The following is a 26,951-nucleotide window of genomic DNA, read 5'->3' as shown; positions in this document are numbered from 1 at the left end:
ATTTAACGATTTTGCTATGAAATAATATAATGAAGAACAAGCTTAACTTTACCAAGCCATTAAATCTTATCTTTATGGGCATCATCACCGCCCTCGTTGTTATCTGCTTATTTGTCACCCGGGGGCAATGGCGAGAAATCTACGACTCTTATCATGATAACAATGAAACGCATTTGCATAATATCAACAGCTATTTAAACGATATCTTTGATAACTACAAATATTCTCTGTATGGCGTGGTGAAATCAACGACCGGTCTGTCAATGGCGTCGCCTGAGCAAAAAATCAAATTACGTAAAAGATTAATGGACCAGCTGTACTCCATTCCGCATATCAGCGGCATCAGCCTTGGCGACCTTTCCGGTAATTATATTCGTGTTCCCCAGCCCGGAGTTAACCCGGAAGAACTGGCGAACTTCGACCCGCGCACGCGCCCGTGGTTTAGCAATCCGTCCAACAACTCCAATGAGATTGCGTTTACGGACCCGTACAAAGATTTAGCGCTAAAAAAGAAAATCATCTCGCTCTCCCTGCCTGTACTGGATGAGAACTCCACCACGCAGGGCGTTATCGCGCTGGATATCGACTACACGTTTTTGCTCGGCTTTTTTAATCGTCTGGAGCATCCGGTGGAAGGTTCGGTGTTCATTCTTACCAGCAACGGCCAGGAGGTTCTGAAAGACATCAGCCTGCAGTCGCCTAAAATCATCAAAAAGATCTTTAATAAAGTCAGCACCAGCGATGGCTATTTTTATCTGGAAGACAATGATTCATATTACTACCATAAAACCTTAAGTAACCCGGACTGGGTCATTTTTTATCGGGTCAGTAAAGAGAAGCTCGACAACATCGTGTTGAATGAAACGCTCAGAGTGACCTACGGGGCAACGTTTGCGCTCATTATCGCGCTGTTTGCCTGGTGGATTATCAATACCAAAATTAATAACATTTACTTAGCCATTGCCAATGGCCTGCGTTATGGCGACCTGAAAAATAAAAAAGCCTCGGATATGCTTTTGGATGAAATTAAGCATACCGCTGAGCATATCGTGCATATGACGGAAGAGGTGCAAATAGATGGCCTGACCGGGCTGCTTAATCGCCGGGCGTTTGATAAAGACCTCAAACGCATTAACGCGTCTGAAGATTGCTTTATTGCTATGGTGGATATCGACAATTTCAAATCCGTTAATGATACCTACGGCCACCAGACAGGCGATGCGGTGTTAAAAAGCGTGGCAACGCTTGGAATGATTCATGAGAGTGATGATATCACCCTGTATCGCTACGGCGGGGAGGAGATCGCTGCGATCATGAAAGGGGTCACACGCGACGAGGCCTTCACGATTATTGATGCATGGCGAAATGACGTTGAGAAACGTAAGTATCGCGAGCCTGGCCTGAAAACCACCTTCAGCGCAGGCCTGTGCGACATGGCGGGCGGTACCGCAAGTGAAGCCTTAGCGAAAGCCGATGCGTTACTGTACGCGGCCAAACGCGCGGGTAAAAACCGGGTCTGTACCCGCGTTGATTCCTGAGGTCAGCACATTTTAGCTGCAACAAAAATCCAGAACTGTTATACTGTATATAATTACAGTGTGGAGGTGCAGAATGGCTGTTGAAACAAAATTCGTTGTCGTTAGAAAAGGTGAAGAGAAAATGACATTTGCCAGTAAGAAAGAGGCTGACGCTTACGACAAAATGCTCGACATGGCAGATGCGTTCACCGACTGGCTGTTACAAAGCGAAATGCAGTTGGATGAAACGCAGGCTGAAAATCTGGGGCTGTATCTTGCCGAGCAGAAAGAGGCCGTGCAGCATATTCTGCGTACCAGCAAGCTGCCCGACCTGAAGGCTGCCACTGCAACAGATAACCCCGAGTCAGAGGCGGCTGGCAGTAAAAAAATCAGAGCCGTGAAAGCAGCCTGAGCGCCAGACCAAAACGCTGAACCTGTCGCCGCGAGCTGCTAACCGCTCGCGGCGTTTTGTTGCGCGCCGGGAGCCACCACGGCGTTGTCTGCGCCCGGCATGACGTCGGTTAATCGGAACCGTGATGCTCGCTGATGGCCTGCGCCGCGCAGATAAGGGCGAGATGGCTCAGCCCCTGGGGCATATTGCCCACCCACGCGCCGGTGCGGGTATCAAACATCTCATTGAAGGTTTCGACATTGCCGCGATGGCACAGCGTCTTCAGAATCTCCTCCATGATCTCTTCGGCCACCGCCGGATCGCCCATCGACGCCCAGGCCTCTGCCAGCCAGAATGAGCAGGCGATAAAAGTGCTTTCCTCCTGCTCAACGCCACTGTAGCGGTAGACCATCGCGCTGTTATGACCCAGCTCGCGCGCAATAGCCTGATAGGTCAGCTTCATGCGTTTCGGGTTGACCTTCACACCGTAGCGCGAAACCAGGGCAAGCGAGGCGTCCAGCTTCCCGCCGTCCCCGACGTAAAAGCAGTAGGACTGATGGGCTTCGGACCAGCAGTGCTCTTCAACCCAGTCGCGGATGCGGTCCCGCTCGCGTTTCCAGCGCGCCTTCCAGGTGGGTTCGATGTGGCTGGCCTCCGCCAGCACCACGGCGCAGTCCAGCGCCAGCCAGCAGGACATTTTAGAATGGGTATAATGCTGCTCGTCCGGCAACTCCCAGATCCCGGAGTCCTTCATGCGCCAGCGGTCGGCGCACTGATTGGCAAGGTGCCCGAGGAAGCGTGACGTGCCCGTATCCAGAATATGGCCCGCCTCAACAAACAGCTTTGCCACCCCAAGCATATCGGCATACATGCTCAGCTGGCGCTGGTTGCGGGCGTTATTGCCAATGCGCACCGGCTGCGAATTGCGGTAGCCCTGCAGTTCTGCGTACTGCTCCTCCGGGACCAGTTCGCCTTCGAGGGTGTAACAGGCCCGCATCTCCGGGCCGTGTTTGATAATGGTTTTCGACAGCCAGGAAAACGCTGCCTTACACTCTTCAAGCGTGCCCAGATAGGTAAAGGCTTTGATGATCAGGCAGGCATCCCTGACCCAGGCAAAGCGATAGTCATAGTTTTTTTCGCCGCCGATCCCTTCCGGCAGGGAGGTGGTGGCCGCAGCGGCCAGCGCGCCGGTTGGCGAATACCAGAGGAACTTCAGCGCCAGCGCAGAGCGGATAACATGATCTTTATACAGACCGTCATATTTAAGCCCGTTCACCCAGTCCTGCCAGGCGGTGTGGCTGGTTTCGATGCGGTTATCAATGGCCTGAATGTCCGGCACGGCCAGCGGTTCGCTCTGGGTCACGAGCAGGGCGACTACCTCCCGGCTTCCCTTCTTCAGGGTGATCTCCGCTTCGATCTCCTCGTCATCGGCACGGGTGATGACAACGTTTTCGCTGGTGTGCAGCATCGCCATGAGATCGCCGATATGGTAAACGCTGCCCTTAAAGGTGTCTGACCGCCAGGGCGATCGCGTTTCGATCATCGTGCCGAACCGCAGATGCAGCCGGAAAGGGACAGTCCCGCGCACGCCCTCGAGCCGCCGCGCCAGTTCACTCCAGGGCAGTCGTCCTGCCAGGGTGCTGTTGATCGATTCCGTTAACAACACCGCGCCGTCATCCGTCTCAAAGCGGGTTTCCAGCACGTTGCTGTCCTCGCGATAAGCGCGGGTGACGGTGTAATCAACCGCGGGTGTCAGGCTGAAAAAGCCGCCAATGGTCGGGTCCAGCAGGCGATCGAAAAGGGGCGGCGAGTCGAGATTCGGTGCGCCCCACCAGTCGATCGAGCCATCCGGCGCAATGAGCGCCACGGAGCGGCCCTCACCGATCGCGGCATAATCCCCCAAACCAATAAACCCTTCCTCGCGTAACGGCATTGTGTATTTTGCATTTTTCAAATGAGTCATCCCTTATGTCCGGCACAGCAGACCGCGTTGTCGTCACGTTGTGATGGTGCCCATAAAGCCTGGCATACTGTGATGAATATCGCGCTTTCAGGAGGAGGATTTGAGCATTGAGCGGGGTGGAGAGGGGGAGAAGACAGCATGTACCCTGGGCCTGGCGGTAGCCAGAAGCGGTCCTTCGCATTGTGCGCGCCATGCTGCCTGGTGGGCGCTCAGGACGCAGCACCCTGCGCCCGGTGAACGACCCGTTTACTTATCTGCGGACAACTTCATCTTTTCTGCAGACTCGAGATGCTGCTCAACAACCGGGGTGTGCGCGTCGGCCAGAGCCTTCACGTCCGGGTCCTTGATATTTTTGGCGTCGCTCTGCAGTTTTGACAGCACCATCTTGTGGTCTTTGGTACCGGCGTTTTCCATATACATTTTGTCAAAGGCGTTGCCGCTCTCTTTTTCCAGCTTGTCGGCCATCGCCTTGTGGCTGGCATCCGGCTCGGTTGGCAGGGTGACGCCTTTTTGTTTAGCGACCGTCTCTACTTTTTCCAGCGCGCTGCCGTGATCGTCAACCATCTTCTGCGCGAAGGCTTTCACCTCGCTGCTCTGGGCCTTGTCCAGCGCGATTTTGGCCGCGGCGACCTCATTGATATTGGCCTGCGCCATGTCCTTGAGCGCTTTTTCGTCGCCGGAACTGAGCTTAGCCATCGATCCCGTTGAACTGGTCTGGGCGGAGGCGTCACTCTGCGCGGCGCTCGTTGTCTGGGCATACGCGCCGAAAGTGCTGAACATCGCGGCTACAGTTGAGGCAACGAGCAGCCCTTTTACGGTTTTACACTTTTGCATGTCGTTCTCCTGATGGTCATGGGTAGGGTTGATGTCAGGTAAAGAGTCGTGCAATGGTCAGTATAGTGTATTGACAGGGGGCGGCAGCAGATTGCGCTTTTATCCTGGTCGGAGGGCAGAAGAAATGACTGATGCAGGGGAGCTTTCGCTATACCCGATGCGGCGAAACAAACCCAGTTCATGCAAGCGCCGCGCCGCCGTTACGCCGCGCTCAGCATCGCCAGGAATCGTTTTACCGTGCGGGAACGTTCAAACCGCCGCCAGCAGATGGCGATATCGGTAAACAGGTCGGGGGTGGACAGCGCGTGATAGGTCACATCCGGCGGAGAAATTGCCGCCATTGACTGTGGCACCAGCGCGAATCCGCCGCCTGCCGCAACCATACTCAGGGAAGAAGAGAGCTGCGAGGCCTGCAGCGTGGTGTGCATATTGATGCCCGCGCGTGCGCAGTAGTTGTAAACCCGGTCGTACAGCCCCGGCGCGACCTCCTGCGGAAACAGAATCACCGGCGTGTCCCGCAACGCCTCCAGCGCCAGCGCATCACGGTCTGCCAGCGGATGGGCGCGATGCAGCGCCACCACCATCGGCTCCCGATCGAGGATTTTCAGGTCAAACGCCTTGCTGCTGTCGCACGGCAGACGCACGAAGGCGATATCCAGTTCCCCCTCCGCCAGCATCGCCATCAGCGATGCCATATTGGCTTCCACCTGGTGAACCGTCACCGCCGGGTTCTGCACCTGATACTGGCGGATCAGGGTGAAGATTTTGGGGTGAAAGGCATCTGAACTGGTGATGCCAATCGACAGGCTGCCGTTCAGCCCGCGTGCGATCCCCCGTGCTTTTTCCAGCGCGGCGTCGCTCATCGCCAGAATTTTACAGGCGTCCTCGTAGAAGGCTTCCCCCGCCTCGGTCAGCTCAACGCCGCGCGTGAGCCGCCGGAACAGCGGGGTGCCCACTTCCTCCTCCAGCCGCTTGATCTGCTGACTCAGCGGAGGCTGCGAAATGCCCAGCGCGTTGGCCGCTTTGGTGAAGTGTCGCTCGCGTGCAACCGCGACAAAATAGCGCAGATATCGAAGTTCCATATCAAAAACGTCTCAAACCAGCATGGTTTCTATATTGGAACTCTCTGCTGAATCGGGTCAACATTTATTTAACCTTTCTAATAAAAGTTGAAGAGGACGCATGATGACCCATTCATCTGCCTGCGACTGTGAGGCCAGCCTGTGCGAAACCCTGCGAGGGTTCTCCGCGCAGCATCCTGACAGCGTGATCTATCAAACATCGCTCATGAGCGCCCTGTTGAGCGGCGTTTATGAAGGGGAGACCACCATCGCCGATCTGCTCCGGCACGGCGACTTTGGGTTAGGGACCTTTAACGAACTGGACGGTGAAATGATTGCCTTCAGCAGCCAGGTCTACCAGCTGCGCGCCGACGGCAGCGCCCGGGCCGCGAAGCCCGAGCAAAAAACGCCGTTCGCGGTGATGACCTGGTTCCAGCCGCAGTATCGTAAAGTCTTTGATACCCCCGTGAGCCGTCAGCACATTCACGACGTCATCGACCAGCAAATCCCCTCCGATAACCTGTTTTGCGCCCTGCGTATCGACGGCAATTTTCGCCACGCGCACACCCGTACCGTGCCGCGCCAGACGCCGCCGTACCGCGCAATGACCGACGTGCTGGACGACCAGCCGGTGTTCCGCTTTAACCAGCGCAAAGGCGTGCTGGTCGGGTTCCGTACGCCGCAGCATATGCAGGGCATCAACGTGGCGGGCTATCACGAGCACTTTATCACCGACGACCGCCAGGGCGGCGGCCATCTGCTGGACTACCAGCTTGAAAACGGTGTGCTCACCTTCGGGGAGATCCACAAGCTGATGATTGACCTGCCCGCCGACAGCGCGTTTTTACAGGCCGACCTTCACCCCAGCAACCTTGATGCAGCGATCCGTTCCGTCGAAAACTAACAGGAGAACACCGTGAACAGTGATAAACAGTCACGTCAGTGGGCGCATGGCGCCGATATGATTGTCGCCCAGTTGGAAGCGCAGGGCGTGAAGCAGGTTTTCGGCATCCCAGGCGCCAAAATCGACAAGGTTTTTGATTCTCTGCTCGACTCCTCCATTGAGATCATCCCCGTTCGTCATGAGGCAAACGCGGCGTTTATGGCCGCGGCGGTCGGGCGGCTTACCGGCAAAGCCGGGGTGGCGCTGGTCACCTCCGGGCCGGGCTGTTCGAACCTGATCACCGGTATTGCCACCGCGAATAGCGAAGGCGACCCGGTGGTGGCGTTGGGCGGGGCGGTGAAGCGTGCGGACAAAGCGAAGCTGGTGCACCAGAGCATGGACACTGTCGGCATGTTCAGCCCGGTCACGAAATATGCCGTTGAGGTGAACTCGTCCGAAGCCATTGCCGAAGTGGTCTCAAACGCCTTCCGCGCCGCCGAGCAGGGCAGGCCGGGCGGGGCGTTCGTCAGCCTGCCGCAGGATATTGTCGATCAGCCTGTTACCGGGGCGATTTTACCTGCCAGCACCGCCGCGCTGATGGGGCCGGCACCGGCGTCTGCCATTAACGACGTGGCGAAGCGTATTCAGAGCGCCAAAAATCCGGTGATCTTGCTGGGCCTGATGGCCAGCCAGCCCGCCAACAGCGCCGCGCTGCATAAGCTGCTTGAGAAAAGCCGTATCCCGGTCACCAGCACCTATCAGGCCGCCGGGGCGGTAAATCAGGAGCACTTCACCCGCTTCGCGGGCCGCGTGGGTCTGTTTAATAACCAGGCGGGCGACCGGCTGCTGCATCTGGCGGATCTGATCATCTGCATCGGCTACAGCCCGGTGGAATACGAGCCGTCGATGTGGAACCGCGGCGACGCGACCCTGGTGCACATTGACGTGCTGCCTGCTTATGAAGAGCGCAACTACGTGCCCGACCTCGAACTGGTGGGGGATATCGCCGAAACGCTGAACCTTCTGGCCAGCCGCATCGATCGCAAGCTGGAACTCAGCCCGCGCGCGACCGAGATCCTCGTCGATCGCCAGCATCAGCGCGATCTCCTCGACCGCCGCGGCGCGTCGCTCAACCAGTTTGCCCTCCATCCGCTGCGCATCGTGCGTGCGATGCAGGACATCGTGAATAACGACGTGACGCTCACCGTCGATATGGGCAGCTTCCACATCTGGATCGCCCGCTATCTCTACAGCTTCCGGGCACGTCAGGTGATGATCTCCAACGGCCAGCAGACCATGGGGGTGGCGCTGCCGTGGGCGATTGGCGCCTGGCTGGTCAACCCGGGCCGCAAGGTTGTTTCCGTCTCCGGCGACGGCGGGTTCTTGCAGTCGAGCATGGAGCTGGAAACCGCCGTGCGCCTCAACGCCAACGTGCTGCACATTATCTGGGTGGATAATGCCTACAACATGGTGGCGATCCAGGAAGAAAAAAAATACCAGCGGCTTTCCGGGGTCGAGTTCGGCCCGGTCGATTTTAAAGCCTACGCCGACGCCTTTGGTGCGAAGGGCTTTGCCGTCGAAAGCGCCGACGCGCTGGAGCCGACGCTGCGTGCAGCAATGGATGTCGAGGGGCCAGCCGTGGTGGCGATCCCCGTCGACTATAGCGATAACCCGCTGCTGATGGGCCAGCTCCATCTCAGCCAGATTTTGTGAATCACGATAAGGATACAGATATGCAAAAAGTGGCTCTCGTCACCGGCTCCGGCCAGGGGATCGGTAAAGCAATCGCGCTTCGTCTGGTGAAAGACGGTTTTGCCGTTGCCATTGCGGATTACAACGAAGAGACGGCGAAAGCCGTCGCCGGAGAGATTGTCCGCAGCGGCGGGAAAGCCGTCGCCGTGAAGGTGGACGTGTCGAACCGCGAGCAGGTCTTTGCGGCGGTGGAAAAAGCGCGTACCGCCCTGGGCGGATTCAACGTTATCGTTAACAATGCGGGCGTGGCACCCTCGACGCCGATTGAGTCCATCACGCCGGACATTGTCGACAAGGTTTACAACATCAACGTGAAAGGGGTGATCTGGGGCATCCAGGCCGCGATTGACGCGTTTCGTAAAGAGGGGCATGGCGGCAAAATTATCAACGCCTGCTCGCAGGCGGGCCACACCGGGAACCCTGAGCTGGCGGTCTACAGCTCCAGCAAGTTCGCGGTGCGTGGGCTGACCCAGACCGCCGCGCGGGACCTCGCGCCGCTCGGGATCACCGTTAACGCCTACTGCCCGGGCATCGTCAAAACGCCAATGTGGGCCGAAATCGACCGTCAGGTTTCCGAGGCGGCGGGTAAACCGCTCGGCTACGGAACGGAAACCTTCGCCAAACGCATCACCCTTGGCCGGTTGTCCGAGCCGGAAGACGTGGCGGCCTGTGTCTCCTACCTTGCCGGGCCGGATTCCGACTACATGACCGGCCAGTCGCTGCTGATTGATGGCGGAATGGTATTCAACTAATAAAAAATAAGCTCTGACATGAGTTTCCCCTGCCTGAAGGCAGGGGCTTTTTTTTGTCTGTACGGCCATTGTGCATTACACTGCGCGCTGCAAAAATTGAGTTAACGATCGACAGACAGGCGGAAGCAGCAATGAACGGTACAATCACCACGTGGTTTAAAGATAAAGGCTTTGGATTTATCAAAGATGAAAACGGCGACAACCGCTATTTTCACGTGATTAAGGTTGCCAACCCCGATCTGATCAAGAAAGACGCGGCGGTGACCTTCGAGCCGACCACCAACAACAAAGGCCTTTCCGCCTATGCGGTGAAGGTGATCCCGGAAAGCAAACACCTCTATATCGCGGGCGAGCGCGTGAAGCTCACCTCGATCAAATCCTTCGTGGTGTTCAGCGAAGAAGAGCCGGTTGCGACCAAAATCGACAAAGAGAACGCGGTGCTATCGGTAGGGCTGCTGATGAACAGCATCAAGCCGAAATCCGACAAAAAAACGGGCGAGATGCGTTCGGTGAAGAAGCTGGCGATCACCACCTTCCAGAACACGACAATGATTTTCACCGAAGATGAAATTGACATCGACGCCACGGTGAAACTGCTGAAGTAATCTTTTTGCCGGGTGGCGATAGCGCTTTACCCGGCCATTTTTCGGGTCTTTTCGTTCTCTTTTTAACCTGCTATAACCATTCCCTTACCTTTCAGGGAGTCAACGCCGTGCCCGAAATCAATCAATATGGTCAAACCGTTAACGATATCGTTCCCGACTGGAAATGTGCGCGGGCGCTAACCCGCACGCCGCTGGTGGGCCAGTATTGTCGCCTGGAGCCGCTGGATGTAGACCGCCACGCGGCGGATCTGTTTGAGGCCTACGCGCTGGGGGATGAAAGCGACTGGACGTGGCTTGCCAGCACCCTGCCTGCCAGCGTGGAGGCCACCGCCCACTGGATCCTCGGTAAAGTGCTAGATGACGACCTGGTGCCTTTTGCCGTCATTGATTTACACACCGGGAGCGCGGTGGGGCTGGTGAGCTATATGGCGATTGAGCGTATGCAGGGGTCGGTGGAGATCGGCCACGTCACCTGGTCGCGCAAGATGAAAGGCACTCGCATCGGCACTGAAACGGTGTGGCTGCTGCTGAAAAACGCCTTCGAACACCGCTACCGACGGCTGGAGTGGAAGTGTGATTCGATGAATACCGCCTCGCGCCATGCGGCTGAACGGCTGGGCTTCGTCTGGGAAGGACGACTGCGCCAGAAGCTGGTGCGCAAAGGACGCAACCGCGACAGCGATATGCTTTCGATCATTGACCGCGAATGGCCGTCGCGTGACGCGGCGCTGCGCGCGTGGCTGGCGGCCGAGAATTTTGACGCGCAAGGGCGGCAGCGTCAAAAGCTGGAGACGTTTCGCTAGCTTAGGGTGAGCCGGGGGCAGCGCAGTAATCGCCTGCGCTGCCCGTCGGGCTTATTTCTCAATCATCTGCACAATCTGGTCCCGGTTAATAGCGTGCTCATTACCGGCGACGTCTTCATAGGTAATTAATCCGTTGTCATCATCCACCTCGGGTTTCCCGTGGGTGATAATCATCTCCCCGTTTTTTTTCTGTAAAACATAATCGCTGGAACACCCTGCAATGGTGAGGGTGATAAATGCCAGACTCATAATTGCGACTACTTTTTTCATCTTAATACCTGTTGTAATAAGGCCGGTCGTGGCCGAATGCGTGATTAACTTTCTGGTTAGGGAAATTGCGTGAACAGCAATACGCCATAGATGACCAGGATAAAAAACAGCGAGCCTGCGACAACGCGCCGCTCAAGTGTAGTGACCTCTTTTTTTGGATGACTTTCTGATGTTGGTAACACAGACATTTTCCCCTTTATCCGGCCAGCGTACCCGATACCCGTACGGGCAGGCCGATATGTTGAGCAATGCGCAGGACGTTATCCAGATTTGCGGAATAACAATTCCACGCGTATTCCCTGTTGAGTAATGTGTATTTCCCTGTTCCAAAGCGATGGTAAGGCAATAATTCAACGCCCAGTACGTTGTCCCGTCCGTGGATTAAAGAATAAATAAGTGTCAATAATTGCTCTGCTGATTCCGGCGCGTCATTAAAATCGGGGATGACCGGGATACGAATAATTATCTTGCGCCCCTCGTCAATGAGCCGGATCAGATTGCGCACGATGATTTTATTGCTGACACCGGTAAAGCGCTGGTGCAGCGCGTCATCCGCGCTTTTAAGATCGTACAGAATAAGATCGCAGCCCGACGTGACCTGATGGAGCGCACGCCAGGAGGCATAACCCGCCGTTTCAATCGTGGTGTGAATATCTTCAGCCTTGAGCCGGGCGATCAGCGCCTGGGCAAAATCCGGCTGGGTAGCCACTTCGCCGCCGCTCAGCGTTACGCCCCCGCCAGACTGCCGAAACCAGATCTCATCAGCCATCACCCGGTCAAACACCGTTTCAACGCTGAGCGGTTCGCCAACCACGTTGAGGGCGGCGGCGGGGCAGCGTTCTTCGCACAGCCCACAGCCCGTGCAACTGCGGTCGCGGTTCAGGCTGTGCAGCCGGTCCTGCCAGCTGTGCAGCCCTGTCGGGCACAGCTGCGCGCATTGTCCGCAGTGCAGGCAGCGTTCGGCATGGAAAAAGATCTCCCGACCGGGGTGAAGCCCTTCGGGATTTGCACACCAGGCGCAGCGCATCTGGCACCCCTTGAAAAAGACGATACTGCGGATCCCCGGCCCGTCATGTAATGAAAACCGCTGAATGTGGGTGATCCAGCCGGTGACCTGTTCAGAAGTGCCGTTGCGTGGTTCGGCTGATAATTTCATCCTGCACCTCCTTACTCAGCTCCACGAAGAAGGCGCTGTAACCCGCCACCCGAATCATCAGATTGCGATAGTCGCCGGGGTTCTGCTGGGCCTGGCGCAGGGTGTCGTCGTCCACATAGCTGAACTGCAGCTGGGCGTTCCCGAGGATGCTGGCCGTGCGCAGCAGGTGGATGAGGCTGTTCTGGCCCTCCGGTGTTTCCAGCATGCCGTACATCAGCTTGATATTGTGCACCATGCCAATATCCATCTCCTCGACGTTGATCCGGCTGACGGAGTTGATGATGGCCGTCGGCCCCAGATAATCCGTCTGTTGAGAGGGGCTGATCCCATCGGCCAGCGGCTTGCCCGCCAGTCGGCCCGAAGGCAGCGCACCGGTGATAAGGCCAAACGGCGTGTTATTCGAGATAGAAAGCGTGCCGAAGGCAAAAGGTGCATACAGCATCCGGTACTGACGGTGCTCCTGCTCCAGGAAACGCACCAGCTCGCGGGCGATCTCATCCACCGCGCGATTGTCATTACCGTATTTGGGCGCCCGCAGGCAGGCGGTCAGAATGTCGTCGTGGCCGACAAAGTTGTGTTCGAGCGCGTCCACCACCTGCTGCAGCGTAAAGCGTTGGGTCTCAAAAACCAGCGTCCTGATGGCCATCAGCGAGTTAACGCAATCTGCCAGCCCGGTCCAGATCAGCCCCGGCCCGGCGTTGAGCGCCGCGCCGCCCTGGGTGACGTCTTTGGCTGTCGCCATGCAGCCGTCGATCAGGCTCGACATCAGCGGTTTTCGGGCGTAATCGGCATGCAGCTTTTGCACAATCAGCGTGGCCTGCGCGGCTTTCCTGACGATGGCGGAGAGTTGCGTGCGAACGGCACGCTCCACGTCGTCATAGCAGCTGAACGCGGACACCTCGCCCGTTGCCGGACCACAGGGTTTACCGGCTGACGATCGCCCGTTACGCAGCGCCAGTTCGACGGCGGCGGTGAAGGTGGTGTAACCCACCGACGTCCACTGATACATTTTGCCTGCCTTCTGCGGCTCAACGCAGCCCATCAGGCAGTAGTCGCGGGCATCCTCATAGCTGAAGCCTTTGTGCAACATCATCCGGATATGCGCATCGTCGAAATGGCAGGCCGGGAAACCCATTCCGCTGCGCACCACATCGACCACCTTGCGCATAAAGGGCTGAGGCGACTGGTTGTGGATCCGCACGGCCAGGCCGGGCTGATAGATTTTTAACTGCGCCGAGCAGTCCATGATCATCAGGGTCAGCGGATTGGTGGCATCGCCGCCCTCACGCTTCTGGCCCCCGACCACGAGGTTGATAAACGGCTGATAGCCGGCGAAATACATCGCCGTAGGTTCACTGCAAATCCACAGGATCTCCGCCATCTTGATCAGCCAGCAACAGAGCAGCTCTTCTGCCTGCGCGAGTGTCATTACGCCGTCATTAAGATCCCGCTCCAGCAACGGCCAGAGGTATTGATCGACGCGGCCCAGGGAGATACCGGTTTGGTTTTCTTCCAGGGTAAAAAGAGAGTGGACGAACCAGATAGCCTGCAATGCATCGTGAAAATGGCGCGGCGGGTGTTCCGGTACGCGACGGCAGATGTCCGCCAGATGCCGCAGCTCGTCCTGGCGAAGCGGGTCGCCTTCGGTTTCAGCCAGCTCGCTCAGCCGGGCCGCGTAACGGTGGGCATAGGTCAGCACGCCATCGCAGGTGTGCAGCATCGCCGTGTAAAAGTTGAACGCCTCTGCGCCTTCCGGCGATGCCGGATCAACCGCGGCAAGCCGGGCTGCCGCCTCTTCACGGATCCCTTTTATCCCTTTAGTGAGCAGGATATTGTCGTACCCGGGGCAGGAGTCACCCCCGCCGTTTTGCGTCTTGATGGTCACATCGCAAATGCCGTCGTCGTGACACCACTCCCACAGCCCCAGAACCTGTAGCTGCGTTTGCGCCATCTCATCCAGCGAGCGGCCTTCCCAGTAGGGGAACACCTCTTCGCGAAGCAGGCGCTTTGTTTCGTCATCAATCTGATACGGGTCCTGCGCCCGCTGCGGGAGGGTATCCAGCTCGTCGGCGACCCAGCGCCAGCTGATTTCCGGCGATATCTCGCCGCCGCGTGCTCCTCCGGCCGGATGGCTCACGATCAGTTCATTATCGGCCACATACAGGGGCGCATTCTCACAGGCGCGGCGAAAAGCCAGCGCCCGGAGGAGCGTGTTATCCATGCCCGGGTTTTCTTTATAAACACGGGTGACGCTGATCGCCCGCCAGGCAGAGACAAAGGGTTTGGCCTGCAGGTAGTTATCACGAAGCTGGCGCACCCGAAGTGAAAGCGCATCGATTTTCATATTTTCTCCCGTTAAACCGCTATCACAATCAGACCGGCCACGATGCAGCAGATCCCCACCTTTTCCAGCACGCTGCTGCGCATCTGATAAAAGATGCTGCTCATCAACGCGATCATGACAATGCCAAAACCTGACCAGACGGCATAAGCGACTACCGGTGTCACCGCATCCATCAGCATTGACAGGGCATAAAAGGACATGACGTAACAGACCATGCATAAAAGCGTCACGGATTTATTTTTAAAGTTATTCGTTTGGGGTAGCAGTAGCGTACCAATAACTTCCATAGTGACTGAAATAATCAGCCAGAAGAGGTAAGTCAATAGTGTAAACATCATGATTCGTCGCGTGAGTTATTTTTGTTTAATGGCCAGGTTTAAAATTACCGTGCCGCTTATCACAAGGCAGACGCCGATCCATGCGCTCTGCGTCAGAATATAATCGAAGCAGCGTGTCTGAATATAGGTAATACTGAGTATGCCCACCGCAGACCAGATGGCATATGCTACGCCAATGTGAATTCTGCGTAACGCAACGGATAAGAAATAATAGCTTATGCCATAAAGCAGTATCGCCGTCATGCCGATAACAGGGCGCTGAAAACTATTGGATAACGACAATAACGTTGTGGCTATAATTTCAATGGATACCGCAGCAATAAGCGCGGTAACGCTTTTGGATAACGTCACGGAATAATTCTCATGCTGGTTAATAATGGGTTATGTCTTTTTTGCTAAAAAAATAGTAATTCGTCTTTGATAATAATAAAGATAAAAACACACGTCCGTGTGTTTACAGAATATACGCGCCTTCGATAATCAGACATGCCTCACCGGAGAGTGCGACGCGTCCATTGTCTTTTATCTCGCAGGTCAGCTCACCTTTGCGGCTGCCGCCCTGCTGCGCATGCAGCGTTTTTTTCCCGAGCTTCTCACTCCACAGCGGGGCGAGGAAGGTGTGTGCAGAACCCGTGACCGGATCCTCGTTCACGCCAACCTGCGGGCCAAACCAGCGGGAGCGGAAATCGACGTCGCGTGACGCTGCCGTGACCACAACGCCGCGGGTATCGAATTTTTCCAGCGCGTTGAAATCCGGCTTCAGCAAATCCAGCGAGTTTTCATCATTAATAACCACGATAAGGTCGGATGCCTGCCAGACTTCGCCCGCGTCCTCGTGAAGCCCCAGCGCCGCGAACAGGCCTTGCGGTGGGGCGATCCTGACGGGCGTCACAAGCGGAAAATCGAGTGTATAAACGCCGTTGCAGGCGGTGACGGTCAGCACGCCGCTGCGCGTATGAAAGCGCATCCGCTCGCCCGCCTCGTTACGGCTCAGCAGGACACTGGCCGCCGCGAGCGTCGCATGACCACAGAGATCCACCTCTACTGCGGGCGTAAACCAGCGCAGCCCGAAATCGTCGCCCTGTTTAATGACAAACCCGGTTTCAGAAAGATTGTTTTCCGTGGCGATGCGCTGCAGAACTTTGTCATCCGGCCACGCATCCAGCAGGCAAACCGCCGCCGGATTGCCCGTAAAAGGCCCGTTAGAGAACGCGTCTACCTGGTAAAACGGAATGCGTTGCTGCCCGTTATTTTTCACCCAATACCTCGAGATCGTTATAAACCGTATAACGTGTTATGCCCAGGGCCTGGGCCGCGTGCTGAACGCCGCCCCGCATTTTGAAAATGCCTTTAGCGTGCATTTCAGCAACGATTTTAAGCCGCTGCGCTTTCTGGATTTTCTTACCCGGAACCGAATGCTTATCAATAATTTCCTGAATAGACTGCTCAATCAGACCGCCGAGATTAATATCCTGAGCGTCTGAATCGGGACGCGTGCAGGCCATCACGGCGTCCAGGCTTTTGCGCATTTGTTCATACGGCGAGGTGTCCACGTTGATGCAGAAGGCCATCAGGGGAATACCGTCTTCGCTGAAATAGAGCGTCGAGGCGCTGTTGAGGATCTTTCCTGATAACGTCGCGGTTTTATAATCTTTTACCGTGACCGGGGTACTGTCCTGGCGGTTTTTAAGCAACAGAGCGAACCCTTTGTCCTTCTCAGGGCCGGACAGGAGATTGTCACCGGCCTTTCTGCCGCTAACGTGGCCGTTGATGATTTTGACAACCGAGCACTCCGGCCTGGTGAGGTTATGCAGCACCACCTCCTGATTGGCCGATAATGTGCTTGCCAGCGCATCCATTGCCGCTTCCAGCGGCCCGGAAATCAGTTCAATCTCTTTGGCGTAATCTGATTTCATTTTTACTCCCTCGTATGCAGCGTTGTCAGATGACAGTGTAGACCTTCATGTTGATCGCCATCCCGTACGGTTGAAGGAAATCAGAAAAGCCTGGTCAGGGTAAACTATACGCTCTATGTGTAATAATCAACAAAAAGTTGTATTTGGATATTGCGGCATAAAGCCTTACGGCAAGGGCATGTCGATGGGGGACAGAAGGGCGTAAACAGAGGCTGAAGGGCAAACGCGGGACGAATTGTTGAATAATGCTAATCAATGCATTGAGGAGGCCAGAAGAAACAGGCCTCTGCAAGAGAGGCAGACTGATGAACAGGTTGTGATTAACCTATGCGCTTACGGGCTTCACTTTGCCGTGAGGGCAGGTAGTAAAGATACATCGCGCTGTGGAGGTACAGTGCATGTTCTCGGGTTCGGTGTCGCCTGGGCAGCTGGACATGTTCTGCATTACCCGCCAGAGCGTGGCGCTATGCTTATCTATCTGGATGATATTGATTTGCCGTAACTGGTCGGCAATAAGAAAGCCGCTGTTACAGACTTTAATCAAGTCGCCGGTTTTAATGAGATAGTCGCCCTTGTACCAAAGTACATATTTATGATTATGCTGAGTAATGATTGTCGTAAAAAATGTTCCTGTAATTGGACTGACAATGGTACCTAATGAAATCCAATTTTTCGACGTTACCATTAATTTACCTTTTATTAAAAACATGCTCTTTTTTAACAGGTTATCTATATTGGTAAAACGTGCAAAATAGTTATCCCCTATCAATTTGATTCTATTGTAAAAGCATCTGGCGGGCATCCTGTCAAATATTTACTGCCAGAAATGCAATAATAAAAAATAAAGTGGAAAAATTAACAAAATGAAGAGCGTATTCACAACATTTCGTTGGTTTTTTTACATGATGGAATAGGTTCACCGACCCGGGCGGATAATAAATGATCAGTGCAATGTGCTTCTTTCTTTCGGGTAGTGCAGCGTTATCGTTGCAATGTCGAGAGCGCTTAAACGAGAAATGCTCTAGCCTGGTTAGTTTTCATCCCAAATTGTTAAAACTTCCTCAACATTCCTCACGCCGTCCCGGAAATAATTGACGTGGTTTTTTTCCATAAGCACGATTTCAATGCAGGCGATGATCAGGACGATCAGCAGAGAGAAGGTGACAATCTTTTTAATCATAGTGGTGTTCCGTAAAACAAAATCGGTTTATCAACTGAAGTACGGTGCCGCATGGCGTAACCTATGGCCCTGTGCGCCATGCACAGGGCCACATTGTTTCTGGCGACTTAGGCCTGCTTATAGAGAGAGAATTTTTTGGTCACACATGCCATTGAGTCGGTATCGCCGTAAAGTGCGATAGCCACAAACTCGAGCGAATCCAGGGCGGCTTTTTGCGTGTCGCGGATCTGAATTTCGCTGGAAGGCCCCAGCATGGTGGTGGTAAAGAAATTGGTTTCTATGCCCGCCTCCTGACACTTAAGCAGCGCTGTTTTTAATTGATTGCTATTTTTTGCCTGCAGGATCACCACCGGATAGTGGCTAAGCGAGGCACGCAGCCCGCTCTCTGCATTCGGATAATCATTAAACAGCACGTTTTCGGCTTTGCGCATGATACCGGCCGCGACATGGGCGGTGGCATTCAGAAGCAGTGCCGGATCCTGTTGACGATTGACAATGACGTAGAGCTTTTTTTGGTTGTCTTCAAACATACTCCATCCCCGATAACGATATTCTGATACACACTGGCCTGGCCATCAATGATGGTGATGGTAGCCATGATAATGTAAGGACTCATGGTGCCAGGAATGATGGTCCGGGTGATGGCGATCGTGGGAAGCGTGCCCGCCGATCACACAGCCGCTGAGCATCAGGCTCATGGAAAACAGAGTGGCCTTCAGCAGGGCCTTAACGTTCAGCATTCTTTCTTTACCTTAATGACGGTCTGGGTTGCGGAGAAAATACTAACAAAAAGTTGTGTTTTCAACAAATGATTGATTGTAGTTTGACCTGTAACAAAGTGAGTGGTTCTTAGATATCCCGAAGGGGTAGAGAAAATGGTCACCGTAAGGGCAGTGGTAGAGAAGAGGGGTCATGCGACATTTATTACTGAATGACGAACAGTCGCCGAAATAAAAGAATCAGCTGACGGTGTATTATTATTTTTTTAGTAGTAATAAATGACCATCAAATATAAAAAGGTACGGGAACGTGAAACGATATTTAACGGAAAGGTGACATTATCCTAAAGACAAAATTTAGTTTAATTATGCACATTTAGTTGAATTTAAGCGCGTATTTTCCGTTGTTTCGCGCGTTTTATCGCCATATATTGTTGCCGATAGCGATGATTGTTAAGATCTTGGCAACAATTGAGAAATATTTAATCATTATATTTAAAATATATTTATCACTTCAATCATTCCTTCAATTAACTCCTTTTTCTTATTAACAATAAACCAAAATAACAGCGAAATTAATGTGTAAATTCGCAGGAATGGCTATTGTTACGGGTAACGTAAAGGTATAGAGTTTTCGCCCTGCCAGGGAGATCCACCTCTCTGGCTAAAAAGATATGACTCTCAACGCGATCTTTTTGTGAGTTTATATAGTGCATATACAGGTTAATGAAATGACGCCACGATTACAGTTCATAATTTCATTTATTATCTTTATTCTTAGCCCGATGTGTCTGTTCATAGGCTATAAAAAAACAGACAAAGAGATGAATGACACTGAGCAAAAAATCAATATCCTGATAAAGAAAAATGCGCTAATCGAGGCGATAGGCGAGGATTTCCTGTACTCTTCCACCCCCAATCCCAATCAGGGGGGGAAGTTGCGCACTACCTATCAACACTATATCACTGCGCTGAAGAGCAGTGCGCTGCCTGCGTCTATCGTTAGTCCTGAACTTGATAAAACGAAGGCGATGATGCTTGCCGCGAGTCGACATGATGTCGCTAAAATGAGAACGTACTTTGCAACGGATACCTTTGCCAGGGAAATTCAATCTGTTAACCAGCGCTCTACCCGCAGAACGACCTGGATTAAGCTATCACTGCTGCTTTGCCTCCCGCTGTTAATTTCCCTGGTGCGGACGGTTTATCATTATTACCTCACCACCCGGTTCAAGTTACTGGAAAAGGATTATTATCGGGACTCGCTGACCAAAGTGTATAACCGGAATTATTTAGACGTGGCGTTGAAATCGCACCAGTCGTCACATCTGCTGCTCGTAGACGTTGATGATTTCAAACGGGTCAATGATAAATATGGCCACTACACGGGAGATGTGGTTCTGGCGGAAATTGCCCGCAAGATCTCTCAGTCCGTCAGGAGTCATGACATTGTCATTCGATTTGGCGGCGATGAGTTCCTGGTTATGCTGCATGACACCACGCACGAAGAAGCCAAAAAGATTGCGCGCAGAATCGCCAGGCCGGAAAAAAAGACGCTGATGGTGAACCGGGAAGAAATTACCCTGCCGACCGTTTCTATCGGTATGGCTGACTTTAATGATTCATTCGTCAACAGTTTTAATTTAGCCGATAAAGCTATCTATAAAATGAAAAATAATGGCAAGGGAGGGGTATATCATGAGTAATGCGTTTAACGCCAGGATCTATCCTCTGACATTGTTGCATACCATTCTGCTGTTTTTAGCGATCACCTTCGCGACGGTTTTCTGCACCGTGTTCTTTATGCTCAAACATGCCAGTCAGGACATACTGAACACCATGAGCGATAAGATCATCAGCTCAAAGGGGGAAACGATAAAAAATACCATCAATTACTATATTGATACCCCGCGTCAGGTGAATTCCATTATTACGCATGCGCTGCAAAAGAATACCCGCGAGCATGTCGATCTGGTGAAGGTTCGTTCCGAACTGCTCAACGTCATGGAAACCGTTTTTGCAGATAACTATTACTTAAGCTCAACGGCATTTGGATCGGTTGAGGGCGACTATGTCGGTATCGCCAGGGAGTTAAGCGCACAAAACAAAGAATACCTGACGCAAAAGTCAAAAAGCACGGGTAATAACCTGACTTTTTATAGCGGCACCTCGGAAGCCTCAGGCATTGATGATGTGATTTCAGGCTATGATATGTTTCAGCGGCCGTGGTATGCCCAGGTGTATAAAGAGAAAAAATCGTCCTGGACCAATGCCTACCGCGACATGAACTCGACCAGCGCGGTAAGTATCTCTTACAGTTCACCCACCTACGATCTCAACGGGAAGTTCATCGGTGTGGTTTCAAGCGATCTTCGCTTAACGGAGCTCAATAAGTCTCTTGAGAAGATCAAACCCTTTGACGGCAGCATCCTGATCGTGGTGAATGAAAATAATCAGATTGTGGCCGCCTCTGACAGCTCTTTAACCCGGGGAGACAAACATGGGCGATTAACCGATCAGCACGGTTTTGATATCCCCTATTTGAAGGACTCCTCCCTGCCGGTGGTAAAAAAGGTAGGGCAGTTAATCGACCATAAACTCCCGGCGCGTGTATCACGTATCAGTGTCAATGATTCGCAGTATTTTGTTCTGGTACTGCCGTTAATGGATAATAACCATCTGTTGAACTGGAAAAGCGTGATTATTGTTCCTGAGAATATCATGCTTAAAGAGCTGGAGAACTTTAAATACCTCGGTTTTTTAGGCTTGTTGGGTATATTTTCGCTGGGGTTAATACTCATACTCGTTGTGGTATCAAAAGTGATATCCCCGCTTCGCGCGATATTAAATAAAACAGATGAACTTACCAGCTACCGCTGGACGTTACCGGAAGATAAGTGGGTTTTTCCCGAAATTGCCCAGCTTGAGCAATCCTTCTGGAAGCTGTCTCGTCACCTGGCGAAAAGTTTCGAAGCGCTTGAAAAGCAAATCAACCTGGATGCCACCACGGGGCTGCTCACGCGTGCAGGCTTAACCAGTAAAGAGGAAACCTTTGCGCAAAGGAATCTCCTGGCGGTTATCAGTGTTGATAACATGAACGCGATTACAAACTCCCTTGGATATGAGTATGGCAATGAATTTATCCGGGCGTTTATCGATAAAATGCAAACGACTTTTCCTCAGGGTACCCTGATATGTCGCGATGCGGTCGATAAATTCATTGCCATTTTCCCCGGGATGCATCAACACGCTGACGTGGAATGGTATCAACAGCTCATCACCAACCTGTTTACTGATAAATACCATCCGAAGGAGTCCCTGCCTAAGAAGTTTGTTTTTACCGGTTATGCGGGGGCTGTCCTGAGCCGGGTGACGAAAAGTACGCTGACGGAAGCGATAATGAACGCCGGGATTGCGCTCGAATACGCCCGTAAAAGCACGACCTGTCATGCCATGCTGTTTACAGAGTCCATGCACGCTCAGGAAGTCTATAACCTTCAGTTACATGAAAACTTAAGCCGGGGCATCTATAACCAGGAGTTCCATCTGGTTCTGCAGCCTATTGTCGATCTCAGCACCGGGCAATGCACTGAGGGCGAGTGCCTGATACGCTGGCATTCCAAAGAGATGGGGATTGTGCCGCCTGACAGGTTTATCGCGCTTGCGGAAGAGACGGGATTAATATTGCCTTTAGGTAACTGGATTATTGAGCACGCCTGCCTTGAGCTGGCGGATCTGATTACGCGTGGCGCGTCAGACGATTTTAAACTGCATATTAATATTTCCGCCAGACAGCTGCTGAGCGCGGATTTCGCCTGGTTTTTACTGGACGCCATTAAATCAAACGGTTTGAAGAACCAAAATATTTGCATCGAAATCACCGAAACGGTACTGCTTCAGGAAATTGAGCGTACCCGGAAAACGTTGCAGTATCTTCGCCGACACGGCATCACTGTGGCTATCGATGATTTCGGCTCAGGCTTTTCCAGCCTCTCTTACCTGAATATTTTACCGTTTGACGCGGTGAAGATAGATCGTACCTTTACGGCGGGTGTGTTAACCGATCAAAAATGCGAGTCAATTATCTCCTCTATCGTGACGTTAACCAACGGGTTTTCCGTTCCGCTTATCGCTGAAGGCATTGAAGATGACGCTACACGGTTGAAATTAATTGACCTGGGGTGCATGAAAGCGCAGGGCTATTATTTTAAAAAACCCGCGCCGTTCAGCGACTTTGTATGCAGTAAAGGCAACATTATCTTATAAAATTTTTTGCTTCTGAGTGGTTCAGGGGCGCATTACGTAACGGGAAATAACATGAGATTTGTGTGTTTGATCGTCTTCGCCACGATCCTGACGGCATGCGGCGTGCTGCATCCCTTCGGCAATTCCGCGGTGTACCAATCCTATTACGCATCTGCAGAAACGGGGCTGGAGGGGCACTATATCTGTATGCGAAATCTGCTTAGCGCCGCGGGGTATGAGGTGGAAACCATTATCCCCGAGCGGGACAGCCCTAACTTTTTTGATATTGAGAAAGGGGGCGAGCGGATTGCGCAGATAGATATGTACCAGTTGACGGGGGAGAAGGGGATTAGCATCACCCTGATTGCGGGGTCGAAACAGACCAGCGCGGACATTGACCGGACGATCGCCTCGTGCGTTAACGATTAAGCGGTAACAGGGGCCTGCGTTAGCAAGCCCCTCGGCACGTTACCGGCGCACCGGTGCGCCGTTCGCCACATAATAGGCTGCCGTGCTTTTCGCCAGCGGCTCGCGCCCGCGGATCGCATCGGCAATTTTCTCGCCAATCATAATGGTGGTGGCGTTCAGGTTGCCAGTGATGATTTGCGGCATGATCGACGCATCCACCACGCGTAACCCTTCCAGCCCGTGAACACGGCCTTCGCCGTCTACCACCGCCATCTCGTCGTAGCCCATCTTGCAGGTGCCGCACGGGTGGAAGGCGGTTTCAGCGTGGTTACGCACGAACTCGTCCAGCTGCTCGTCGGTCTGGCACTCCACGCCCGGGCTGATTTCCCGGCCACGGTATTTGTCCAGCGCGGGCTGGTGCATGATCTCGCGGGTGATGCGGATCGCGTCGCGGAACTCCTGCCAGTCCTGTTCATGGGACATGTAGTTAAACAGGATCGCCGGATGCTGATGCGGGTCGCGGGATTTGATCCGCACGTGCCCGCGGCTCGGCGAGCGCATGGAGCCGACGTGACACTGGAAACCGTGCTCTTTCACCGCGTTCGAGCCGTTGTAGTTAATCGCCACCGGCAGGAAGTGGTACTGAATGTTCGGCCACGCGAACTCCTCGCGGCTGCGGATAAACCCGCCCGCTTCGAAGTGGTTGCTTGCGCCCACGCCGGTGCCGCCAAACAGCCACTCCGCGCCAATTTTCGGCTGGTTCCACCACTGCAGGGCAGGGTAGAGGGAGACCGGCTCTTTGCACTCGTACTGGAGATACATCTCCAGGTGATCCTGCAGGTTCTCACCCACGCCGGGTAAGTCATGCACCAGCGGAATGTCGAACTGCTTCAGGAGTTCAGCGTTGCCCACGCCGGAACGCTGAAGGATCTGCGGAGAGGCAATCGCCCCCGCGCACAGCAGCACTTCTTTGTTCGCCGTTGCTTTCGACGGGATAGTGCTTTCGCCCTCCAGCCACTCGACGCCCACCGCACGTTTGCCGTCAAAGATAATGTGATCGGTCATGGCGTGAGTACGGATGGTCAGGTTCGGGCGCGGTTTCGCCTGGTCCAGATAGCCGCGTGCCGTGCTGGCGCGTCGGCCCTGCGGCGTGACGGTGCGATCCATCGGCCCGAAGCCTTCCTGCTGGTAGCCATTGAGATCGTCGGTGCGCGGATAACCCGCCTGCACGCCCGCTTCCACCATCGCCTCAAACAGCGGGTTCACGCCCGGTTTGGAGGTGGTAACGCTCACCGGACCGTCGCCGCCGTGGTAGTCATTCGGCCCCACGTCGCGCGTCTCCGCCTTGCGGTAGTAGGGCAGGCAGTTGAGATAGCTCCAGTGCTCCAGCCCAGCTTCCTTCGCCCAGTTATCCAGATCCATGGCGTTACCGCGCACGTAGCACATGCCGTTGATCAGCGATGAGCCGCCCAGCCCTTTACCGCGTCCGCACTCCATGCGGCGGTTGTTCATATACGGCTCTGGTTCGGTTTCATACGCCCAGTTGTAGCGCTTGCCCTGCAGCGGAAACGCCAGCGCGGCGGGCATCTGGGTGCGGAAGTCAAAACGGTAATCCGGGCCGCCCGCTTCAAGCAGCAGTACGGTGGTGTTCGGATCTTCAGTCAGTCGTGTTGCCAGCACGTTGCCGGCAGAGCCGGCTCCAATAATGATGTAGTCAAATTGCAAATAAACCTCCCGGTTAAAATATGGACTGGAATTTACCCATCTCAACCTGGATGGACTTCACCTGGGTATAGCTCTGGAGCGTCATCACCCCGTTCTCGCGGCCAATGCCGGAGTGTTTATAGCCGCCGACCGGCATCTCCGCAGCGGATTCACCCCAGGTGTTGATCCAGCAGATGCCCGCTTCGAGCTGGTGGATTGCACCGTGGGCGCGGTTCAGATCGGCGGTGACGATACCTGCCGCCAGGCCGTAGTCGGTGTCGTTGGCGCGACGAATGGCTTCTTCGTCAGTGTGATAGGTGAGAATGGACATCACCGGCCCGAAGATCTCCTCGCGCACGATGGTCATCTCGTCGGTGCAGTCGGTGAACACGGTCGGGGCCACCCACGCGCCGTTGTCAAAGCCTTCACCTTTCAGCACGTCGCCGCCGCACAGTACGCGCGCGCCTTCCTCTTTGCCTTTGGCGATGTAGCGCAGCACGTTGTCGCGGTGCGGGAAGCTGACCAGCGGGCCAAAGTTGGTGTTTTCATCGAACAGATCGCCCGCACGGATGCGATTCACGCGCTGGACAATTTTCTGCTCAAATGCGGCTTTGTATTTCGCAGGCACAAACACACGGGTGCCGTTGGTGCACACCTGACCGGAGCTGAAGAAGTTGGCCATCATGGCGATGTCTGCCGCGAGATCGAGATCCGCATCGTCGAAAATAATCAGCGGTGATTTGCCGCCCAACTCCATCGTCACCTCTTTCAGGGACGAGGCCGCCGAGTTCGCCATCACCTTTTTGCCGCTGGCGACGCCGCCGGTAAAGGAGACCTTAGCGATGCCCGGATGTTCGGTCAGGAACTGGCCGGTTTCTGCCCCGACGCCCGGCAGGACGTTAAACACGCCGTCCGGCAGGCCCGCCTCGGTGTAAATTTCGGCAAGCTTCAGGGCGGTGAGCGGGGTGACCTCGCTCGGTTTGAAGATCATCGCGTTGCCCGCCGCCAGCGCCGGCGCGGATTTCCACAGGGCGATCTGGATCGGGTAGTTCCACGCACCGATCCCCGCCACCACGCCTAACGGCTCGCGACGGGTGTAAACGAACGAGGTGTCACGCAGTGGGATCTGGCTGCCTTCCAGCGCCGGGATCAACCCCGCGTAGTACTCCAGCACGTCCGCACCGGTGACGATGTCGACGGTGCTGGTTTCAGAAAACGCTTTACCGGTATCCAGCGTTTCGAGTTTTGCCAGCTCGTCGTTACGCTCGCGCAGGATCTCCACGGCGCGGCGCAATATGCGCGAACGCTCCATAGCGGTCATCGCCGCCCAGATCTTTTGCCCGCGCTGTGCGCTTTCTACCGCGCGATCGACATCCTCGCGACCGGCGGCCTGGACCGTCGCCAGGACGTCACCGTTGGCCGGGTTGATGGTCTCGAAGGTGCGACCGCTGGTGGCGGATGTATAACCACCATTGATATAAAGCTGCTGTTCTGCCATTCGGGACATACTTACTCCTCGGTTAATCGGTCGGTAAATGCTGGCTGATAAAGTGGCTGGTGAGCGACTGGGCCAGGGTTTTATCCAGCGGTTTGCCGCTGAGGGCAGCGCGTAGCCACAGCCCGTCGATCAGGGCCGCCAGCCCGTAGCCTGCCTCCTGCGCCTGGTCACGCGGCAGTTCACGACGAAACTCGTACACCAGGTTCGACAGCAGGCGGCGGCTGCTCACCTGCTGCAATCGGTAAAGCATCGGCTGGTGCATGCTGCTCGCCCAGAAGGCCAGCCAGGCTTTCATTGCCGCGCTGCTGACCTGGGTTTCATCGAAGTTGCCGCTGACAATTGCCTGCAAACGCTGTTCGGCGCTGCCGTGCGGTAAGGCGTGCAGACGGTTCAGCACCGCGTCGCGCAACTGGCCCGTGATGTCGCGCATGGTCGCTTCCAGCAGGCCGTTTTTGTCTTTGAAGTAGTGGCTGATGATCCCCGTGGATACCCCCGCCCGGCGGGCGATCTGCGCCACGGTGGCGTCGTGCATTCCCACTTCATTAATTGCTTCCAGCGTGGCGTCGATCAGCTGCCTGCGCCGGATCGGCTGCATCCCCAGTTTGGGCATTT

At 54.5% G+C, this 26,951-nt stretch carries 27 protein-coding genes; 10 read left to right on the top strand and 17 right to left on the bottom strand.

Features of this window, described 5'->3' with window-relative positions; all coding sequences use genetic code 11:
- Window positions 1–29 precede the first annotated feature (29 nt).
- Complete coding sequence (locus FFS28_RS06945) at window positions 30–1,538, top strand: sensor domain-containing diguanylate cyclase (RefSeq protein WP_137849136.1); 1,509 nt, start codon at window positions 30–32, stop codon at window positions 1,536–1,538.
- Between the two features lie 73 nt (window positions 1,539–1,611).
- The gene (locus FFS28_RS06940) at window positions 1,612–1,929 is read left to right on the top strand and encodes a YebG family protein (protein ID WP_006177030.1); all 318 of its coding nucleotides are present in this window, start codon (window positions 1,612–1,614) and stop codon (window positions 1,927–1,929) included.
- Between the two features lie 109 nt (window positions 1,930–2,038).
- Here the strand turns inward: FFS28_RS06940 and FFS28_RS06935 are convergent, their stop codons facing one another.
- The 3 genes from FFS28_RS06935 to FFS28_RS06925 form a co-directional block, all read right to left on the bottom strand.
- Window positions 2,039–3,871 carry a glycoside hydrolase family 15 protein gene (locus FFS28_RS06935; protein WP_227658149.1) on the bottom strand — a complete coding sequence of 611 codons (1,833 nt, stop codon included), beginning with the start codon at window positions 3,869–3,871 and terminating at the stop codon, window positions 2,039–2,041.
- A gap of 246 nt (window positions 3,872–4,117) precedes the next feature.
- Entirely contained in the window at window positions 4,118–4,705 is a 588-nt protein-coding gene (locus tag FFS28_RS06930) for a DUF4142 domain-containing protein (RefSeq protein WP_006177033.1), read from the bottom strand.
- Window positions 4,706–4,905: 200 nt separating this feature from the next.
- Window positions 4,906–5,787, bottom strand: coding sequence for a LysR substrate-binding domain-containing protein (locus FFS28_RS06925; protein WP_137849135.1), 882 nt, complete (start codon window positions 5,785–5,787; stop codon window positions 4,906–4,908).
- Between the two features lie 103 nt (window positions 5,788–5,890).
- On the opposite strand from FFS28_RS06925, the gene budA reads away from it, so the two are divergent.
- The 5 genes from budA to FFS28_RS06900 all read left to right on the top strand — a co-directional run bounded on the left by budA (window position 5,891) and on the right by FFS28_RS06900 (window position 10,561).
- Window positions 5,891–6,670 carry an acetolactate decarboxylase gene (gene budA / locus FFS28_RS06920; protein ID WP_071599721.1) on the top strand — a complete coding sequence of 260 codons (780 nt, stop codon included), beginning with the start codon at window positions 5,891–5,893 and terminating at the stop codon, window positions 6,668–6,670.
- Between the two features lie 12 nt (window positions 6,671–6,682).
- On the top strand, window positions 6,683–8,362 hold the full coding sequence (gene alsS / locus FFS28_RS06915; protein WP_042320919.1) for an acetolactate synthase AlsS: 1,680 nt from the start codon (window positions 6,683–6,685) through the stop codon (window positions 8,360–8,362).
- A gap of 20 nt (window positions 8,363–8,382) precedes the next feature.
- Window positions 8,383–9,153: a (S)-acetoin forming diacetyl reductase gene (locus FFS28_RS06910; RefSeq protein ID WP_137849134.1), complete on the top strand. Its 771-nt coding sequence runs from the start codon at window positions 8,383–8,385 to the stop codon at window positions 9,151–9,153.
- Window positions 9,154–9,284: 131 nt separating this feature from the next.
- Entirely contained in the window at window positions 9,285–9,758 is a 474-nt protein-coding gene (locus FFS28_RS06905; protein ID WP_137849133.1) for a cold-shock protein, read from the top strand.
- A gap of 107 nt (window positions 9,759–9,865) precedes the next feature.
- Window positions 9,866–10,561, top strand: coding sequence for a GNAT family N-acetyltransferase (locus tag FFS28_RS06900; protein WP_137849132.1), 696 nt, complete (start codon window positions 9,866–9,868; stop codon window positions 10,559–10,561).
- Between the two features lie 51 nt (window positions 10,562–10,612).
- Here FFS28_RS06900 and FFS28_RS06895 read toward each other — a convergent pair whose 3' ends face one another.
- The 11 genes from FFS28_RS06895 to FFS28_RS21685 form a co-directional block, all read right to left on the bottom strand.
- Complete coding sequence (locus FFS28_RS06895) at window positions 10,613–10,831, bottom strand: YgdI/YgdR family lipoprotein (RefSeq protein WP_137849131.1); 219 nt, start codon at window positions 10,829–10,831, stop codon at window positions 10,613–10,615.
- 196 nt (window positions 10,832–11,027) lie between these two features.
- Window positions 11,028–11,987, bottom strand: a complete 960-nt coding sequence (locus FFS28_RS06890) for a glycyl-radical enzyme activating protein (RefSeq protein WP_137849130.1) — start codon at window positions 11,985–11,987, stop codon at window positions 11,028–11,030.
- Entirely contained in the window at window positions 11,950–14,331 is a 2,382-nt protein-coding gene (gene cutC / locus FFS28_RS06885; protein WP_137849129.1) for a choline trimethylamine-lyase, read from the bottom strand. The genes FFS28_RS06890 and cutC overlap by 38 nt, the downstream gene beginning before the upstream one ends.
- Before the next feature lie 11 nt (window positions 14,332–14,342).
- Window positions 14,343–14,666 carry a DMT family transporter gene (locus FFS28_RS06880; protein ID WP_283204941.1) on the bottom strand — a complete coding sequence of 108 codons (324 nt, stop codon included), beginning with the start codon at window positions 14,664–14,666 and terminating at the stop codon, window positions 14,343–14,345.
- 18 nt (window positions 14,667–14,684) lie between these two features.
- Window positions 14,685–15,020, bottom strand: coding sequence for a DMT family transporter (locus FFS28_RS06875; protein ID WP_171007392.1), 336 nt, complete (start codon window positions 15,018–15,020; stop codon window positions 14,685–14,687).
- 103 nt (window positions 15,021–15,123) lie between these two features.
- Window positions 15,124–15,927, bottom strand: a complete 804-nt coding sequence (locus FFS28_RS06870) for a PhzF family phenazine biosynthesis protein (protein WP_058610619.1) — start codon at window positions 15,925–15,927, stop codon at window positions 15,124–15,126.
- On the bottom strand, window positions 15,917–16,585 hold the full coding sequence (locus FFS28_RS06865) for a helix-turn-helix transcriptional regulator (protein WP_006177047.1): 669 nt from the start codon (window positions 16,583–16,585) through the stop codon (window positions 15,917–15,919). Before FFS28_RS06865 ends, FFS28_RS06870 begins: the two co-directional genes overlap by 11 nt.
- A gap of 325 nt (window positions 16,586–16,910) precedes the next feature.
- A complete protein-coding gene (locus tag FFS28_RS21950) occupies window positions 16,911–17,270 on the bottom strand; it encodes a hypothetical protein (protein WP_058610620.1) in 360 nt (119 codons plus the stop codon).
- Window positions 17,271–17,615: 345 nt separating this feature from the next.
- The gene (locus FFS28_RS21690) at window positions 17,616–17,765 is read right to left on the bottom strand and encodes a hypothetical protein (protein WP_171007391.1); all 150 of its coding nucleotides are present in this window, start codon (window positions 17,763–17,765) and stop codon (window positions 17,616–17,618) included.
- Between the two features lie 107 nt (window positions 17,766–17,872).
- Entirely contained in the window at window positions 17,873–18,295 is a 423-nt protein-coding gene (locus FFS28_RS06860; RefSeq protein ID WP_137849126.1) for a DUF2000 domain-containing protein, read from the bottom strand.
- A gap of 45 nt (window positions 18,296–18,340) precedes the next feature.
- Complete coding sequence (locus FFS28_RS21685; RefSeq protein WP_171007390.1) at window positions 18,341–18,505, bottom strand: hypothetical protein; 165 nt, start codon at window positions 18,503–18,505, stop codon at window positions 18,341–18,343.
- A gap of 710 nt (window positions 18,506–19,215) precedes the next feature.
- On the opposite strand from FFS28_RS21685, the gene FFS28_RS06855 reads away from it, so the two are divergent.
- Genes FFS28_RS06855 through FFS28_RS06845 form a run of 3 tightly spaced genes read left to right on the top strand, consistent with a single transcriptional unit; the run spans window position 19,216 to window position 23,158 of the window.
- Complete coding sequence (locus FFS28_RS06855) at window positions 19,216–20,190, top strand: GGDEF domain-containing protein (protein WP_137849125.1); 975 nt, start codon at window positions 19,216–19,218, stop codon at window positions 20,188–20,190.
- Complete coding sequence (locus FFS28_RS06850) at window positions 20,183–22,750, top strand: bifunctional diguanylate cyclase/phosphodiesterase (protein WP_171007389.1); 2,568 nt, start codon at window positions 20,183–20,185, stop codon at window positions 22,748–22,750. Before FFS28_RS06855 ends, FFS28_RS06850 begins: the two co-directional genes overlap by 8 nt.
- 51 nt (window positions 22,751–22,801) lie before the next feature.
- The gene (locus FFS28_RS06845; protein ID WP_006177056.1) at window positions 22,802–23,158 is read left to right on the top strand and encodes a hypothetical protein; all 357 of its coding nucleotides are present in this window, start codon (window positions 22,802–22,804) and stop codon (window positions 23,156–23,158) included.
- 39 nt (window positions 23,159–23,197) lie between these two features.
- Here FFS28_RS06845 and betA read toward each other — a convergent pair whose 3' ends face one another.
- The 3 genes from betA to betI are packed head-to-tail and all read right to left on the bottom strand — an operon-like array spanning window position 23,198 to window position 26,949.
- Window positions 23,198–24,862, bottom strand: a complete 1,665-nt coding sequence (gene betA / locus FFS28_RS06840; protein ID WP_006177057.1) for a choline dehydrogenase — start codon at window positions 24,860–24,862, stop codon at window positions 23,198–23,200.
- 13 nt (window positions 24,863–24,875) lie between these two features.
- Complete coding sequence (betB, locus tag FFS28_RS06835; protein WP_137849123.1) at window positions 24,876–26,348, bottom strand: betaine-aldehyde dehydrogenase; 1,473 nt, start codon at window positions 26,346–26,348, stop codon at window positions 24,876–24,878.
- A 13-nt stretch (window positions 26,349–26,361) separates the two neighbouring features.
- The gene (betI, locus tag FFS28_RS06830) at window positions 26,362–26,949 is read right to left on the bottom strand and encodes a transcriptional regulator BetI (RefSeq protein ID WP_042320939.1); all 588 of its coding nucleotides are present in this window, start codon (window positions 26,947–26,949) and stop codon (window positions 26,362–26,364) included.
- Between the last annotated feature and the right edge of the window lie 2 nt (window positions 26,950–26,951).

This window comes from Enterobacter sp. 2VL (genome assembly GCF_005503595.1).
Taxonomy (GTDB): Bacteria; Pseudomonadota; Gammaproteobacteria; order Enterobacterales; family Enterobacteriaceae; genus Enterobacter; species Enterobacter cancerogenus.
This window is presented reverse-complemented; position numbering and strand designations above follow the sequence as displayed.

What these genes read in the sequence shown, in the direction of transcription:
- FFS28_RS06930 (WP_006177033.1), bottom strand. Translation starts at nt 4,705, where the DNA reads ATGCAAAAGTGTAAAACCGTAAAAGGGCTGCTCGTTGCCTCAACTGTA.
- FFS28_RS06850 (WP_171007389.1), top strand. Translation starts at nt 20,183, where the DNA reads ATGAGTAATGCGTTTAACGCCAGGATCTATCCTCTGACATTGTTGCAT.
- FFS28_RS06895 (WP_137849131.1), bottom strand. Translation starts at nt 10,831, where the DNA reads ATGAAAAAAGTAGTCGCAATTATGAGTCTGGCATTTATCACCCTCACC.
- FFS28_RS21950 (WP_058610620.1), bottom strand. Translation starts at nt 17,270, where the DNA reads ATGGTAACGTCGAAAAATTGGATTTCATTAGGTACCATTGTCAGTCCA.
- FFS28_RS06880 (WP_283204941.1), bottom strand. Translation starts at nt 14,666, where the DNA reads ATGTTTACACTATTGACTTACCTCTTCTGGCTGATTATTTCAGTCACT.
- FFS28_RS06925 (WP_137849135.1), bottom strand. Translation starts at nt 5,787, where the DNA reads ATGGAACTTCGATATCTGCGCTATTTTGTCGCGGTTGCACGCGAGCGA.
- FFS28_RS06935 (WP_227658149.1), bottom strand. Translation starts at nt 3,871, where the DNA reads ATGACTCATTTGAAAAATGCAAAATACACAATGCCGTTACGCGAGGAA.
- FFS28_RS06905 (WP_137849133.1), top strand. Translation starts at nt 9,285, where the DNA reads ATGAACGGTACAATCACCACGTGGTTTAAAGATAAAGGCTTTGGATTT.
- FFS28_RS06860 (WP_137849126.1), bottom strand. Translation starts at nt 18,295, where the DNA reads ATGTTTGAAGACAACCAAAAAAAGCTCTACGTCATTGTCAATCGTCAA.
- cutC (WP_137849129.1), bottom strand. Translation starts at nt 14,331, where the DNA reads ATGAAAATCGATGCGCTTTCACTTCGGGTGCGCCAGCTTCGTGATAAC.
- FFS28_RS06890 (WP_137849130.1), bottom strand. Translation starts at nt 11,987, where the DNA reads ATGAAATTATCAGCCGAACCACGCAACGGCACTTCTGAACAGGTCACC.
- FFS28_RS06940 (WP_006177030.1), top strand. Translation starts at nt 1,612, where the DNA reads ATGGCTGTTGAAACAAAATTCGTTGTCGTTAGAAAAGGTGAAGAGAAA.
- FFS28_RS06845 (WP_006177056.1), top strand. Translation starts at nt 22,802, where the DNA reads ATGAGATTTGTGTGTTTGATCGTCTTCGCCACGATCCTGACGGCATGC.
- FFS28_RS06910 (WP_137849134.1), top strand. Translation starts at nt 8,383, where the DNA reads ATGCAAAAAGTGGCTCTCGTCACCGGCTCCGGCCAGGGGATCGGTAAA.
- betB (WP_137849123.1), bottom strand. Translation starts at nt 26,348, where the DNA reads ATGTCCCGAATGGCAGAACAGCAGCTTTATATCAATGGTGGTTATACA.
- FFS28_RS06865 (WP_006177047.1), bottom strand. Translation starts at nt 16,585, where the DNA reads ATGAAATCAGATTACGCCAAAGAGATTGAACTGATTTCCGGGCCGCTG.
- budA (WP_071599721.1), top strand. Translation starts at nt 5,891, where the DNA reads ATGACCCATTCATCTGCCTGCGACTGTGAGGCCAGCCTGTGCGAAACC.
- FFS28_RS06855 (WP_137849125.1), top strand. Translation starts at nt 19,216, where the DNA reads ATGACGCCACGATTACAGTTCATAATTTCATTTATTATCTTTATTCTT.
- betI (WP_042320939.1), bottom strand. Translation starts at nt 26,949, where the DNA reads ATGCCCAAACTGGGGATGCAGCCGATCCGGCGCAGGCAGCTGATCGAC.
- FFS28_RS06945 (WP_137849136.1), top strand. Translation starts at nt 30, where the DNA reads ATGAAGAACAAGCTTAACTTTACCAAGCCATTAAATCTTATCTTTATG.
- FFS28_RS21690 (WP_171007391.1), bottom strand. Translation starts at nt 17,765, where the DNA reads ATGATTAAAAAGATTGTCACCTTCTCTCTGCTGATCGTCCTGATCATC.
- FFS28_RS21685 (WP_171007390.1), bottom strand. Translation starts at nt 18,505, where the DNA reads ATGCTGAACGTTAAGGCCCTGCTGAAGGCCACTCTGTTTTCCATGAGC.